Consider the following 13,852-nt stretch of genomic DNA (forward strand, 5'->3'; position numbering starts at 1 on the left):
GTACTAGAACGAGGAGCCGGGCTGCTTGAGGAACTCGAGCTCCTCGGCCGTGCTCTCGCGGCCGAGGATCGCGTTGCGGTGGGGGAAGCGGCCGAAGCGGGCGATGATCGCCCGGTGCTTTTCGGCGTAGTCGAGCCACTGCGGGCTCGGCAGGGCGCGCGTGAGCTCGATGCAGCGGTCCTGGTCGGCGAGCGACTCGCTGTGCTCGAAGGGGAGGTAGAGGAACAGGCGCTCGAGCTCGCTGAGCTGGGTGTCGTGGCCGGCGTCGACGACCGCTCGCGCGTGCTTGAGGGCTCGCGGGTCGCTGGCGAAGGCGTCGGCGCTGCCGCGGTGGAGGTTGCGTGGGGCCTGGTCGAGCAGCAGCACCAGGGCGAGGGCGCCGCGGGGGTCGCTGGCCCAGGCGTCGAGCTCGCCGCGGGCGGCCTGGGCGTGCAGCGGTCCGAGAGCGTCGCGCACGCGGGCGTCGAAGGCCTCGCTGCGGGCGAACCAGTTGGGCTGGGTGGCGGCGGCGAACCAGAACTCGAGGACCTCGGCGGCGGTGCGGGCGGGCATGGCCCGAGGATGGCGACAGGTCGCGGGGGAAGGCAAGCGACGCGAGTGCGAGGCGGGCCTCGCCGCTGCGGGGCAGGCGGGCGAGCTTCCATGCCAGCGGGGTTCAGGGGGTTTAGCGGAGGAACAGCAGGGCGACGCCGACGATCGCCAGGACGGAGCCGGCGAGGTCGTGCCAGCGGAGCCGCTCGTGGTCGATGTAGGCGGCCAGGGGGATCACGAGCAGGGGGGTGGTGGCCATGATGCTGGCGGCGACGCCGGTCTCGGTGTGCTGGACGGCGAGCAGCGAGAGCGAGACGCCGAGGAAGGGGCCGAGGCAGGCGCCGCCCGCCGCGAGGCGGAGCGCGACGCGGTCGCGCAGCGCGGCCCGGAAGCGCGGCCAGAAGCCGATCGCGGTGTAGATCAGGGCGAAGCCGGCGATGCCAGCGAGGATGCGCACCTGGGTGGCGGCGAAGGGGTCGTAGCCGGCCATGCCGCGCTTGCTGAGCACCAGGCCGCCGGCCTGGCCGAGGGCGCCGCCGAGGGCGAGCCACACACCTGTGCGAAAGGACCTGTCCCTCGGGACCTGTCCCTCGGGACTGGTAGCGGCCGGGCGGGTGGCGAGCACCCAGACGATGCCGGCGACGGTGAGGGCCATGCCGAGGGCGGCCGTGAGGTTCAGGGCCTCGCCGAGCGCGAGCCAGCCGAGCAGGGCGGCGAAGGGCGGGGCGGTGGCCATGATCAGGAGGGCGATGCGCGGGCCGAGCAGGACGAAGGCGCGAAACAGGCACAGGTCGCCGAGCACGAAGCCGACCAGGCCGGAGACCGCGAGCCAGGCCCACTGCTCGCGGCTGGCGTCGGTGGGCAGCGGGAGGCCGCGGGCGACCAGGCCGAGGACGACGGAGAAGGCGAGGGCGAAGCCGAGGCGGAGCAGGTTCAGCGCGAGCGAGCCGATGCGTCGACCGGCGCGGGCGAAGGCGATGGAGGAGACGGCCCAGCAGGTCGCGGTGCCGAGAGCGGCGAGCTCTCCGAGGTGGGCGCTGGGCACGGCGGCACTGTAACCGAGGCCTCAGGCTTGCGCGTCGGCGGGTGGTTCCGGCGTAGACTGGCGCGGCGTGGAGGCGCTGCAGGAGCTGCTCGGGGCGGGCGAGGGGTCGCTGTGGGCGATGTTCGTGGTCGCCTTCCTGGCGGCGACGGTGCTGCCGATCGGGTCGGAGCCGCTGCTGGTCGCGCTGGTGCGGCTCGATCCGGGGCGGCTCGCGGCGATCGTGGCGGTGGCGACGATCGGCAACACGCTCGGGGGGATGACGAGCTACGCGATCGGGCGCGGGGCGGCTCGCATGGCGCCGGCGGTGGAGGGCTCGCGGGCGGCGCGGTGGCTGCGGAGATTCGGCGCGCCGGCGCTGTTGCTGGCGTGGGCGCCGGTCGGCGGCGATTTGTTGTGCGTGCTCGCGGGCTTCATGCGCCTGTCGTGGTGGCAGTCGGCGCTGTGGATGTTGCTCGGGAAGCTGGCGCGCTACTGGGTGCTCGCGCAGGGGGTGGCGCTGCTGTGAGCGGCGGGCGGGTCAGGATGTCGACACCGGGGGTGAGAGCGCTGCTGTGAGCGGCGGGCGGGTCAGGATGTCGACACCCGGGGGTGAGAGCGCTGCTGTGAGCGGCAGGCGGCTCAGCTGACCTTGTCGCGGCCGAGGCTGCTGTACACGTCCTCGAGGTCGGAGCGGATCTTCGATAGGGAGATGACCTCGACGTCGGCGAGGACGAGCTCCTTGAGCAGCAGGGCGGCCCGGTCCTCGTTGCCGTGGATGCGGACGCGGACCAGGCCGCGGTCGGCGGTGGCGGGGTCGACGATCTCCTCGCCCTTGTGGAGCGGCAGCACCTGCTCGATGAGGCCCTCGTGGCGGCGCAGGATCTCGAGCGCCTTCTGCAGGCCGCGGGTGACCTGGACCTCGTGGACGCGGCGGCCGACCTCGTAGCGGTTGATGACCTCCTCGACGGGGCCGGCGACCTCGAGCTTGCCCTTCTGGATGACGGCGACGGCGTCGCAGAAGCCGTCGAGCTCGCGCAGGATGTGGCTGCTGATGACGATGCCGACGCCCTCGCCGGCGACCTGGCGGAGGATCTCTCGCAGCTGACGGCGGGCCAGCGGGTCGAGGCCGTCGGCGGGTTCGTCGAGCAGCAGCAGCTCGGGGCGGTGGACCAGGGTGCGGGCGATCGAGAGGCGCTGGCGCATGCCCTTGCTCATCTCGGAGACGCGGGCCTCGGACTTGGAGCTGAGGTCGAAGATCTGCAGGAGTTCGGTGACGCGGGCCTTGGCGGCGCTGTCGGACTGGCCGTAGCACTCGGCGAAGAACTGCAGGTAACCGGCGGCGGTCATGCCGGGGTAGAGGGCGTTGCCGTCGCCGAGGAAGCCGATCCGCTGGCGGATCTCGTAGCGGGCGGGCCAGGCGTCGCGGCCGTCCCACAGGACGCGGCCCTTGTCGGGGCACTGCAGGGTGGCGAGGATCCGCAAGCTGGTGCTCTTGCCGGCGCCGTTGGGGCCGATCAGCGCGAGCACCTCGCCGCGCTTGATCGTGAGGTTGAAGCCCTGCACCGCGTCGCGCACGCCGTCGTAGGAGTGGTGGACATTGTCGCACTGGACCTGCTGCATGCGCTCGCTGCCTCCGCGTCGCTGGACGCCTGGCCGGAGTTGAAAGTTCCCGGGGGACGTTCCTGCGGGTGGGCGATGGTACCGAAAAAACGTCGACCGAAGTCCCGGCGGCGGGTCGGCATGGGCATACGCACCCTGGGCCTTGGGGGCGAGGGGTTTTCTCGTGGCGTACAATCTCGCGGCCCATGTCGCGCCTCGTCCGTGTCCGTTTCGTTGCGAGCGCCTGCTTGCTGCTGTTGTCGGTCGGTTGTCGCAAGCCCGCGGCGGCGCCGGAGCAGCCCGAGGCGAGCCCGGTGGCGTCGGAAGACGCGCAGCGGCTGCCGGCCTTTGACATGAGCGACGGCTCGCAGGAGCCGGGCGGGGTGCCGTTCGAACGGTTTTATGTCGAGCTGGGCGACGCGCCGGTGCGTGGCCCGGCGACGGCGCCGGTGACGATCGTGGCGTTCTCGGACTTCGAGTGTCCGTACTGCGAGCGCGGCCACCGAACGATCCAGCAGGTCGAGCGCGAGTACGCGGGCAAGGTGCGCGTGGCCTACAAGGCCTTCCCGCTCGACTTCCACAGCCAGGCGATGTTCGCGGCCCTGGCCGCGCGCTCGGCCCAGGACCAGGGCAAGTTCTGGGAGTTCCACGACCTGCTGTTTGGTCAGCGCGGGCTCGACATGCAGCAGCTCGACAGCTACGCCCGCGAGGCTGGGCTCGACACGGCCCGCGTGCACGCGGACCTCGAGGCGCTGAAGTGGGGCTCGGCGGTGCAGCGCGACCTGCGACAGGCGCGGCGCCTGGGGGTCACGGGGACGCCGGCGTACTTCATCAACGGGCGCTACCTGAGTGGTTCGAAGCCGATCGAGGTGATGCGCGAGGTGATCGACAAGGAGCTCGAGCTGGCGGCGGGCTGGCAGGCCAGCGGGGTGGCGCCGGACAAGCTCTACGCGCACGCGATCGCGAAGGGCTATCGCGAGGTGCAGTACTCCAAGCCGCGCAAGGGCCTGAAGCCCGACGTGATCTATCCGGTGCCGGTGGGCAGCTCGCCGCAGCGGGGCCTCGCCGGGGCGCCGGTGACGATCGTGGAGTTCGGCGACTTCGAGTGTCAGTTCTGCGCCCGCGGCAACGACACCCTCGAGAAGATGCGGCGGCGCTACGGCGACAAGCTGCGGGTGGTGTTTAAGCACTTCCCGCTGTCGTTCCACGGGCACGCCTTCCTGGCGGCGCGAGCGGCCCTGGCGGCCGAGGCGGAGGGCAAGTTCTGGGAGTTCCACGACCGCCTCTACCAGACGCGGGCCGACTTCGATGAGGCGACGCTGGTGGCGATCGCCCGCGAGCTCGGGCTGAACGCGAAGAAGTTCAAGGAGCGTCTGTACAGCGCCGAGTACGACGCGAAGATCATCGCCGACCAGGAGCTCGGGGCGACGCTGGGGGTGCGGGGGACGCCGGCCTACTTCGTGAACGGGCGGGCGCTGGACGGGGCGGTCCCGGAGCTCGAGTTTCGCCTGGCGATCCAGGAGGAGCTCGAGCGGGCCGAGGCGCTGCTGCGCGAGGGGTCGCCGGCGGCCGGGTTGTACGAGCGGCTGCTGACGCCGAAGCAGCCGGACCAGTCGCGCTGAGCGTCGGCGGATCGTCGGCCGATCTCGGTTGCGGTGATGTCGATGGCGGCGAACTCGTCGCGGCCCCGGACCTCGGAAAGATAACGGAAGATGAGCTGGACTGGCGTTTTGGGGTCCGTTGCGGCTTGGGCCTGCGCGTATGCTCAGGGTTGGCCCGATCGGTATATCCGCGGGAGCCCTGGGGACTCTTGGGGACGCGGCGCCGCTCTTGCTCAAGGCCGCGCAGATCGGCATCGTGTACCTGGACACTCGGATCGTCCGCGGCGCCGGCATCGGCGACGACGGGGGACATTCTTCAGGCCGTCACCGGCCACCTCGCCACCGCCTTGGAGCCCGCCCGCACCACCCAGCTCGAAGCGCAGATCGTGGCCTCGGTGCACGAGAAGTCGGCGCTCATCGAGCACGCCACCAGCGCGGTCGGCATCGGCACGGCGGTGCTGCAGGCCGACGGCAAGCTGGCGCAGGTCAGCCCGACGCTGCGCGAGATGACCCGGGCGTGGCCGTCGGTGGAGGCGTGGTGGCAGGACGCCGCGCGGCACCTGCAGCTGCCGGAGCCGAGCCCGTGTCCGCGCTGCGGCGAGGCCCAGCGCCTGGGCCGCAGCGACGCCGACCTGAGCCACGACGGCGAGCGCCAGGTCTTCGAGGTCACCTTCACCGGTCACTTCCACGAGTTCACGCGGGCGGAGGCCGGGCACGTGCTGCTGGTCAGCGACATCACGGGCCGCAAGATCAGCGAGGAGAAGCTGCTGCGGCTCAACGAGGAGCTGACGGCGGCCCGCGACGCGGCGCTGGGGGCGAGCCGGGCCAAGAGCACCTTCCTCGCCAACATGTCGCACGAGCTGCGCACGCCGCTGAACGCGATCATCGGCTTCGCCGAGATGCTGGTCGAGGACGCCGAGCAGCTCGGGGCGCGGCACATGGTCGCCGACCTCGGCAAGATCCGGATGTCGGGTACGCACCTGCTCGAGCTCATCAGCACGATCCTCGACCTGTCGAAGGTCGAGACCGGGCGCATGGAGCTGGAGATCCTCGAGTTCTCGCTGATCGGGCTGATCAACCGGGTGGCGACGATGCTGACGCCGATGGTCGCCAAGAACCGCAACATGCTGTCGCACGGGGTCGCCGAGGGGCTCGACCGCATGGTCGGCGACGAGACCAAGGTCAAGCAGATCCTGTTCAACCTGCTCAGCAACGCCGCCAAGTTCACGCGGGACGGCGTGATCAAGCTCGACGCCCAGCCGCTGCACGAGGACGGTCGGGAGTGGGTCATCTGCACGGTCAGCGACACCGGCATCGGCTTCCGCGCCGACCAGATCGACAAGCTGTTCCAGGACTTCTACCAGGCCGATATGTCGACCACCCGCAAGTACGGCGGGACCGGGCTCGGCCTGGCGATCGTGTATCGCTTCTGCAAGCTGATGGACGGCGAGATCACGGTGACGAGCGAGCCTGGCATCGGCTCGAGCTTCCGCGTGAAGCTGCCGCGGGTGCTGAGCAAGCCGCCGCGCGGGCCCGAGAGCGACGAGGGCTGAGCCACGGCGCCGCCTCGATTCGGATGCCGCGGACATGGCGATGAGCTGGTGCGTCCTCAGAAGCGGCCGTGGAGTAGCAGGCCGGCGCTGGTCGCTGTGGCCTGCGGGGTGAGGCGGAGGCGGCGTTGCTCGCGACGGTCGAGGACCAGCAGGGTCGCGCCGGAGACAAGCAGCACCGGGGCGAGGGCGAGGGCGGTGATGCCGGCGGGGCGGAGGTCGAGGCGGCGCAGCGGGTCGTCTTGGTAGGGGCGCAGGTCGCTGAGGGTGAGGCCGATGCCGATCGCGGTGAGCGGTACGGTGGCCGCGAGCAGGCCGATGCCGGTGCCGGCGAGCGGGCTGATGCGAGGGGCCTTCGTGACCGGGGGCGGCTGGGGGCGGACGACGGGCAGCTCGACGCGGGCGAGCGGTTCGCCGTCGCTGGTGAATTGTAGGGCGAGCGGCCAGGGGCTCGCTGGCCAGCGGGCGCGCACGCTGAAGCTGCCGGGCTCGTCGCCCGGGGTGAGCGGGCCGAGCTGCACGCCCGGGTCGGCGCTGACCTGAATTGCGAGCTCGGGGAGCGGGGCGTCGGCGGCGTCGCGCAGGGTGATGCGGACGATCGCCACGGCGTCGTCGTCGAGGCGTTGCAGGGGGTCCGTGGTGGTGATGGCCTGCGGCGTGCCGGCGGCGCCGCGGGGGATCTCGAGGGCGGTCGCGCCGGCGCCGGTGGCATCGGCGGCGCAGCGTAGGGTGTGTGGGCTTCCGGGTCGCAGCTGCAGCGGGGCCTGGATGGCGAGCAGCGGGCCGTCGTCGAGGGCGCAGAAGCTGCCCGGGGAGATCACGAGCGCGGCGGGCTTGCCGGGGCTGGCGGGGACGGTCTGGACGCTGGCGATGTGGACCGGCGCGGGCTCGCTGGGGCGGCCCTCGAACTGGTCGCTGTCGATCGCGCTGACGCGGGTGTGGTAGCGACCGGGCGGGACGCGCAGCTCGAGGCGGGTGACCTCGGCAGGGGCGCGGGTGTCGACGACGAGGTCGTTGAAGCGGTCGTCGGTCGCGACTTGCACGTGCCAGCTCGCGGGGGTCGGCGCGCCGGGCAGGCCGAGGCCGGCGGCGTAGACGGCGATCACCGGCGCGGGGTCCTGCTGCAGCACGAACAGCGGCGGCGGGGTGGTCCAGGTCGGGGCGGCGGGGAGCGGGCGAGGCTGGGTCGGTGGTTTGCCGCGGGCGGCCTTGCTGCCGTGCTGTTCGGGCACGCGGACGGTCTTGCTCTGGGCGCGCAGGCTGGCGCTGCCGCGGTGGACGGCGAGGCGGGTCGACTGTTCGGCGTCGACGGCGAGCTGGGCCTCGCCGGGCTCGAGCGCGACCTGGGCGGAGGGGGTCTGGAGGGTGAGCGGGCGCGGCTTGCCGGCGAGGGCGCCGAGGTGGGCGCGCAGCGAGCCGGTGACGAGGGTGGTGTCCTCGGGCTTGCCGCGGCTGCGGGCCTGGGTGCGGGTGTTGCCGAGGATCACGATCAGGCTCTGCTCACCGAGTTGGAGCCGGCTCTCGTCGGCGAAGGTGATCTCGGCCGAGGAGGCGGCGAGGGTGTTGACGCGGTGGCCGCGGCTCAGGGGCTCGTCGCGGCGACCCGGGTGCTGCTCGGGGGTGAAGGCGTCGACCTCGTTGCGCAGGGAGCTGAGGATCGCGTCGGGGTTCGGCGTGGAGGTGGTTGGTGGGTTGGTGGTGGTCGTCGTGGTGGGGTTGGCGGTGGTCGTCGTGTCGGTCGGGGTGCTGGCGTCGACGGACTGCGGGACCTTGAGCACCATGCCGGGGGTGAGGCGGTGGGGCAGGCGGCCGAGCTTGTTGTTGGCGTGCAGGAGGCCGAGGTGCTTGCTGCTGCCGTAGAGCTTGCGGGCGATGGTCTGGCAGGTGTCGCCGTCCTGGACCACGTAGTCGACGAGCGGTGGGGCGGCGCGGGCCGGGGTGGCGAGGCCGAGGGTGAGGAGCAGCGCGAGGGCGCGGGTGTGGGCGGTCATCGTCCCCTCCGGATCGTTCGCCGCAGGGCCTCGTCGCCGATCTGGGCGGTCATCGTCCCCTCCGGATCATTCGTCGCAGCTTGGCGCACAGGGCCTCGTCGCCGATCTGGGCGAGGCCGACGTCGCTGGCGCCGGCGCGGATGAGGTCGGGGGTGCGGGCCACGTCGGCGAGGTCGATGACGAGGATCGGCACGCGCGCGGTGGTCGGGTCGGCGCGCAGGCTGCGGGTCTTCTCGACGGCGTCGCGCTCGTCGATCACGACGGCGCGGACGCGGCGACCGTCGAGCTCGGCGCGCGGCGCTTCGAGCTGCCACGCGGGGCGCAGGCCGTGGACCGCGAGCGCGGCGGTGAGGGCCTCGCGGCGGGCGGCGGGCAGGTTCCACAGGGCGACGCACTCGTCTTCGGGCAGCGCCTCGCCGCCGGCCAGGGGCGCGGGCGCGGGGGGCAGGCCGCGCTCGCTGCGGGACAGGTGGGTGGCATGAAGACGCTGGGTTTGGTTGTGATGGTCGCGGCTGACCTCGTCGCTGCCAGCGAAGGCGGCGGCGAGCTCGTGGCGCAGGGTGGCGGCGTCGGGGCGGAGCTCGGGCTGCTTGGCGAGGGCGCGGCGGACCACGGCCTCGATCGCCGGTGAGACCTGGGGACGCACGCCGCGGTCGTGCAGCGGCGGGGGGTCGACGAACATGTGCTTGACCATCAGGTCGGTGGCGCTGTCGCCGGAGAAGGGGGCCTCGCCGGTGAGGGTGGAGAACAGCATGACGCCGACGGAGTAGATGTCGGCGCGCGGGCCGACATCGCGGCCGCGGCACTGTTCGGGGGCCATGTAGAGGGGTGTGCCCTGGATGACGCCGGTGGCGGTGAGGCGGGCGTCGCCCTCGCGTTCGGCCATGAGGGCGATGCCGAAGTCGAGGATCTTGACGCCGCCGTCGGCGAGCAGGAGGACGTTCTCGGGCTTCATGTCGCGGTGGACGATCGCGGCGGCGTGGGCCGCCTCGAGGCCCTGCAGGAGCGCGTCGAAGATCGCGGCGACGCGGGCGAGCGGGAGGGTGTGGCCGTCGATGAGTATCTGGCTCTCGAGGGTCACGCCGCGGACCAGCTCCATCACGATGTAGGGGGCGTCGCCGTGCTCGTCGTAGTCGAGGACGGCGACGATGTTCGGGTGGCGCAGGCGGGCCAGGGCCTTGGCCTCGCGGCGCAGGCGGGCGCGCAGCTCGTGGTGCATCGCCAGTTCCTCGCGCAGGAACTTGACGGCGACGGGCTCGTCGATCGCCAGGTGGGTCGCGCGGTAGACGGTGCCGAAGCCGCCTTGGCCGAGGATCGCGTCGAGGCGGTAGCGGCCGCCGAGCTGCTGGCCGATGCGGGCGGCGGGGTCGCCGTGGGCGACGAGCGGGAGCTGCGATGCGATCGTCTGTTCGATCTGGGTCGCGGGCATCGCCGCGTCGCCGGGGTGGGCGCCGTCGGGGCGGGCTGTGGCGAGCAGGCGCGGCACGGTCTCGCCGAGCTTTGCGGTGTCGCAGATGCAGGGGCGGCCGCCGCAGCGGGTGCAGGTGCCGAGGGTCTCCTTCATCGCAGCTCCAGGATCTCCACGGGCAGCTTCTTGCCGCGCAGCGGGTGCTCGCCGCACGACGCGAAGTCGAAGCCGTCGCCGGCGGCGCGGGCGAGCTCGGCGGTGACGAGGGTCTGGCCGGGGCGCGCGAGGCCCTCGAGGCGGGCGGCGACGTTGATCGCGTCGCCGATCGCCGTGTACTCCATGCGGCGCTCGCTGCCGAGGTTGCCGACCAGCGCCTCGCCGGTGTTGACGCCGATGGCGAGGCGGGCGAGGACGCCGTACTTCTGCTGCCACGCGGGGGCGCTGGTCTCGACGAAGCGGTGCATGTCCTCGGCGGCCGCGAGGGCGCGGGCGGCGTGGTCGGGCTGGTCCTCGGGGGCGCCGAAGATCGCCATGACGCAGTCGCCGATGAACTTGTCGACGGTGCCGCCGTGGCGGAACACGACCTCGCTGAGGACGGTGAACAGCTCGTTGAGGAAGGCGACCACCTGCTCGGGCGCGGCGGTCTCGGCGAAGCTGGTGAAGGAGACGACGTCGGCAAACAGGACGCTGACGCTGCGGCGCTGGCCGCCGAGGGCGAGGGTGTGCTCGCCGGCGGCGATCGACCGTGCGACCTCGGCGGGGAGGAAGCGCGAGAGGTCGGCCTCGACGGCGGCGCGGCGCTCGATCTCTCGCTCGCCGGCCGCGAGTTGATCGGCCATGTCACCCATCGCGCCGCCGAGCAGGTCCATCTCGTCGCCCGAGCGCAGGGTCCAGCGGGCGGTGAAGTCGCGGCGGGCGTAGGCGCGGGTGAGGGTGACGAGGCGGGCCAGCGACTTGGTGGTTCGCCCCGCGAGCCAGCCGCCGATCACGACTGCGATCACCGCTAGCGCGGCCCCGGCGAGGAGGAGCAGCTCCTGGGCGGCGCGCAGCGAGGTGTAGACGGCGCTGGCGGGGCGGCGCACGACCACCGCGAGGCCGAGCGGCGCGATCGCCCGCAGCGAGCCGACCATCGCCTCGCCGGTGGCGTCGCTGTATTCGGTCGCGGCGGCGAAGTCGACGGCGAAGCCGGCCTCGGGCACGGCGATGTGTTGCAGCAGGTCGCTGCCTCGCAGCGAGCTGCCGACCGCGAGCGGGCCGTCGGCGGGGCCGACCAGCACGCGCTGCTCGCTGTCGAGGACCAGCAGGCCGTCGTCGCGGCCGTCGAAGCGGTCGCGCGAGAGGTCGGCGAGGCGGGTCGCGAGGTTGGGGCCGAGGGTACCGAGCACGAAGGCCCGGCGCTCGCTGTCGCGGTCGACGGGCTCGAGGTAGCGCAGCGTGGCGATGCCGTCGTGGTACGCGGGCGCGAGCCAGTCGTGGCCTGCGGGCACGCGGGCGGGCGGGGTCTCGCTGGCGACGTTCTTGCGGGCGATGGCGTCGATGAGGGCGCCGTCGGGGGCGTAGATGGCGACCTGGGCGAGGGCGTCGGCGCGGGCGAGGGCGTCCTGGGCGAGGCGGAGGCGGGCCTCGTCGTCGTTGATGCTGGCCTCTGTGAGGATGAGGCCGACGCGGTGGGTGGCGTCGGCGGCGTCGGCGAGGTTCTGCAGGAACAGGTCGGCGACGTGGTCGATGACGGCGACCTGCAGCGCGCGTTCGGCCTCGCTGAGCCCGCGACGCTGGATCTGGGCGCCGAGGAGCGCGTACACGCCGATCGCCGCGAGCACCAGCGACAGCAGCACGACGGTCCAGCGGGCGCGCAGCGACAGGCGCACGCGGGCGGGCGGCGAGGTCACGGTCGCGGTCCTTCCCCGCGGGCGCAGGCGTTCGGGCCTGCGGTCTGACACCTGTCTTGAGGGACAGCTTGGTTGCGAGGGTCGGCGCGCCGACCGAGGGGCACGCTCACGCCGATCAGCGCCTCGAGGTGCTGCGTGCGGCCGGCCGTGGTGCCGTGCTGGCCGGTCGCGTTGGCGCGGAAGTCGAGGCGCAGCGCGACCCAGCGGGTGACGAACAGCTTGAGGCCGCCGCCGTAGTGCAGCGCCGAGTCGAGGTCGTTGCCGAGGCGTCGGCTCGACTGGATGAGCGCGCCGTAGCCGACGAGCACGAAGGGAGCGAGGCGGTAGGGCAGCTGGGCGATGAGGTGGCCGCGCGCGGCCACCACGGTCGCGGGCGAGTCGGTGATCGTCGTTCGCGTCGGCATCACCGCGGACTCGAGCTCGAGGCCGAGGAAGGCCAGCGGGTAGTAGGCGAAGCGCAGGCCGAGCTCGGGGCCCGCGCTGCGCAGCGGCTCGTAGGCGACGCGTGGGCCGTAGAGCTCGTGGTTGCGGGGGAAGAAGGCGCCGGCGTGGAGCCCGAGCTCGGCCAGGCCGGCGCTCGGGCGGTGGCGCAGGAGCCAGCCCTCGCCGCGGGCGTGCGGCGTGGCGGCGCGGCCGGTCGACGCGCTGGCGAAGACCAGGCACAGCGCCAGCGCGGCGATCGACACGTCACGCATCGGTGGGAGTGTCACAGGATTGCACTCATCGTGCCAGTGGGCCGCAGCGCGCCGTCGCAGGCGTGGCTGGTGGTCGTGGTCGCCTGACGTTCGCGCGAACGTTCACGCGCGCGTTCGCGGGTCACGCTGGGTCGTGGCCGCGCCTCGCGTGCGAGTCTGTCTCATGGGGCATGTCGATACGGTCAGGAGCGCGAACCCGCCCGGGTCCGCGCTCCGCCGTGGCTCGGGACTGATGCCTCAACCGGTGAGCAGCTTGGGCATGTCGTCGCCGGCGAGGGGGAACAGCTTGGCGAGCTCGTTGTCGCCGACGCCGGCGAGCTTGCGCAGGGCGAGGTGGATCGTCTCGGGCTTGAGCACCTTGCCGCCCTCCTTGAGGCCGAGCGAGGCGGGGTCGATGGCGAGGGCGCGCTGGTCGTCGGTGGTGCCGCCGATGACGCGGCCCTTGGCGATGCCCTTGCCCATCAGCATGGCGCTGGTGATCGACCAGTGGTCCTTGCCGTCGTACTCGCTGGGGCCGTTGTAGCCGGGGCCGCGGGCGAAGTCGGAGCCGATCATCACGACCAGGTTGCCGGCGATGCCGGCGGCCTCGGCCTCGGTCATCAGGAAGTCGACGCCCTTGAGCAGCTTGGCGATCTGGCGCGGTTGATCACGATCGTGATTGCCGTGGGTGTCGAAGCCGCCGAGGTTTAAGTTGACGGCGACGGCCATGCCGGCCTTGAACGCGGCCACGGCCAGCTGCACCTGCTGCTGCAGCGCCTGCAGGTCCGAGAGCTGATAGCCGGGGAGGGTGACCAGCTCGCCGGGGAGCACGAGGTCCTTGAGCACGTCGTCGCTGGCGCGCGCGAGCATCAGCTCGTTCATCGCCGCCTTGACCCGCGGGAGGCGCTGCTGCTTGAGGGCCTCGGCGAGGCGCTCGTCCTGGGCCTTGCGGATGCGGGCGGCGGTGCTGTTGCTGTGATAGAGGTCGCTCTCCGCGTCGTTGGGGTCCATCTTGTTGGGGTAGGCGACGCGCTTGAGGGCGTCGATGCTGCTCATGCGCGTGAGCGGGATCAGGCCCTCGGTCGCGTCGTAGCCGCCGCTGCTGATGTAGGCCAGCGAGCTCTCCGGGGCCCGGCTGGCGGCCACCAGGGCACCGAAGCTCGGGAAGCCCTCGGCGAGGCGCCCCGACCACGTGGCCCGCGAGCCGCCATCGTGGTTGTTGGTCGCCATGTCGATGCCGTTGAGCACCGTCAGCGAGGCGGCGTACTTCTCGAAGAACTGCTGGTTCGACATGAGGTACGCGGCGCTGCCGGGGTCGAGCCCGAGCGAGGCGTCGTCGATGGGGATCGGCGCGTACTTCAGCTTGCCGGCGCTGGCCGGGGCGTCGTAGATGCGGTTGACGGCGCCCTTGGGCTTGGGGTCGCAGAGGTAGGTGGGGTCCCAGCCGCCGCTGGCGTTGACCAGCACGAAGAAGGGGCCCTTGTAGGGTTCGGGCTGGGCGAAGGCGCGGCGCACCCCGAGGGGGGCCGAGACAGCGAGCCCGGTCATGGCGGCGATCTTGATGAAACTGCGGCGGTCCATGGTG

General features: G+C 72.5%; 11 protein-coding genes. 3 read left to right on the plus strand and 8 right to left on the minus strand.

Annotated elements, in window-relative coordinates; translation table 11 throughout:
* Positions 1-3: 3 nt before the first annotated feature.
* Entirely contained in the window at positions 4-552 is a 549-nt protein-coding gene (locus tag IPJ59_RS16780; protein WP_293263505.1) for a DUF924 family protein, read from the minus strand.
* Between the two features lie 112 nt (positions 553-664).
* A complete protein-coding gene (locus IPJ59_RS16785; protein ID WP_293263507.1) occupies positions 665-1,576 on the minus strand; it encodes a DMT family transporter in 912 nt (303 codons plus the stop codon).
* A 67-nt stretch (positions 1,577-1,643) separates the two neighbouring features.
* On the opposite strand from IPJ59_RS16785, the gene IPJ59_RS16790 reads away from it, so the two are divergent.
* Entirely contained in the window at positions 1,644-2,081 is a 438-nt protein-coding gene (locus IPJ59_RS16790) for a YqaA family protein (RefSeq protein WP_293272477.1), read from the plus strand.
* A gap of 113 nt (positions 2,082-2,194) precedes the next feature.
* Here the strand turns inward: IPJ59_RS16790 and IPJ59_RS16795 are convergent, their stop codons facing one another.
* A complete protein-coding gene (locus IPJ59_RS16795; RefSeq protein ID WP_293272478.1) occupies positions 2,195-3,175 on the minus strand; it encodes an ABC transporter ATP-binding protein in 981 nt (326 codons plus the stop codon).
* Positions 3,176-3,360: 185 nt separating this feature from the next.
* On the opposite strand from IPJ59_RS16795, the gene IPJ59_RS16800 reads away from it, so the two are divergent.
* The gene (locus IPJ59_RS16800; protein WP_293272479.1) at positions 3,361-4,776 is read left to right on the plus strand and encodes a DsbA family protein; all 1,416 of its coding nucleotides are present in this window, start codon (positions 3,361-3,363) and stop codon (positions 4,774-4,776) included.
* Between the two features lie 326 nt (positions 4,777-5,102).
* The gene (locus IPJ59_RS16805) at positions 5,103-6,308 is read left to right on the plus strand and encodes a sensor histidine kinase (protein ID WP_293263515.1); all 1,206 of its coding nucleotides are present in this window, start codon (positions 5,103-5,105) and stop codon (positions 6,306-6,308) included.
* A gap of 56 nt (positions 6,309-6,364) precedes the next feature.
* On the opposite strand, the gene IPJ59_RS16810 is transcribed toward IPJ59_RS16805, so the two are convergent.
* From IPJ59_RS16810 to IPJ59_RS16830, 5 genes are all read right to left on the minus strand, one after another.
* On the minus strand, positions 6,365-8,296 hold the full coding sequence (locus IPJ59_RS16810; RefSeq protein ID WP_293272480.1) for a FecR domain-containing protein: 1,932 nt from the start codon (positions 8,294-8,296) through the stop codon (positions 6,365-6,367).
* 49 nt (positions 8,297-8,345) lie between these two features.
* A complete protein-coding gene (locus IPJ59_RS16815; RefSeq protein ID WP_293272481.1) occupies positions 8,346-9,860 on the minus strand; it encodes a serine/threonine-protein kinase in 1,515 nt (504 codons plus the stop codon).
* Positions 9,857-11,593, minus strand: coding sequence for an adenylate/guanylate cyclase domain-containing protein (locus IPJ59_RS16820; protein WP_293272482.1), 1,737 nt, complete (start codon positions 11,591-11,593; stop codon positions 9,857-9,859). Before IPJ59_RS16820 ends, IPJ59_RS16815 begins: the two co-directional genes overlap by 4 nt.
* A complete protein-coding gene (locus IPJ59_RS16825; protein WP_293272483.1) occupies positions 11,590-12,288 on the minus strand; it encodes a porin family protein in 699 nt (232 codons plus the stop codon). The genes IPJ59_RS16820 and IPJ59_RS16825 overlap by 4 nt, the downstream gene beginning before the upstream one ends.
* Before the next feature lie 237 nt (positions 12,289-12,525).
* On the minus strand, positions 12,526-13,848 hold the full coding sequence (locus tag IPJ59_RS16830; RefSeq protein WP_293272484.1) for a DUF1501 domain-containing protein: 1,323 nt from the start codon (positions 13,846-13,848) through the stop codon (positions 12,526-12,528).
* Positions 13,849-13,852 lie beyond the last annotated feature (4 nt).

The sequence above is a fragment of the Nannocystis sp. genome (assembly GCF_016714285.1).
Taxonomy (GTDB): domain Bacteria; phylum Myxococcota_A; class Polyangia; order Nannocystales; family Nannocystaceae; genus Nannocystis.

Coding starts and splice junctions, on each gene's coding strand:
- IPJ59_RS16780 (WP_293263505.1), bottom strand. CDS start 552: ATGCCCGCCCGCACCGCCGCCGAGGTCCTCGAGTTCTGGTTCGCCGCC.
- IPJ59_RS16795 (WP_293272478.1), bottom strand. CDS start 3,175: ATGCAGCAGGTCCAGTGCGACAATGTCCACCACTCCTACGACGGCGTG.
- IPJ59_RS16800 (WP_293272479.1), top strand. CDS start 3,361: ATGTCGCGCCTCGTCCGTGTCCGTTTCGTTGCGAGCGCCTGCTTGCTG.
- IPJ59_RS16810 (WP_293272480.1), bottom strand. CDS start 8,296: ATGACCGCCCACACCCGCGCCCTCGCGCTGCTCCTCACCCTCGGCCTC.
- IPJ59_RS16815 (WP_293272481.1), bottom strand. CDS start 9,860: ATGAAGGAGACCCTCGGCACCTGCACCCGCTGCGGCGGCCGCCCCTGC.
- IPJ59_RS16825 (WP_293272483.1), bottom strand. CDS start 12,288: ATGCGTGACGTGTCGATCGCCGCGCTGGCGCTGTGCCTGGTCTTCGCC.
- IPJ59_RS16830 (WP_293272484.1), bottom strand. CDS start 13,848: ATGGACCGCCGCAGTTTCATCAAGATCGCCGCCATGACCGGGCTCGCT.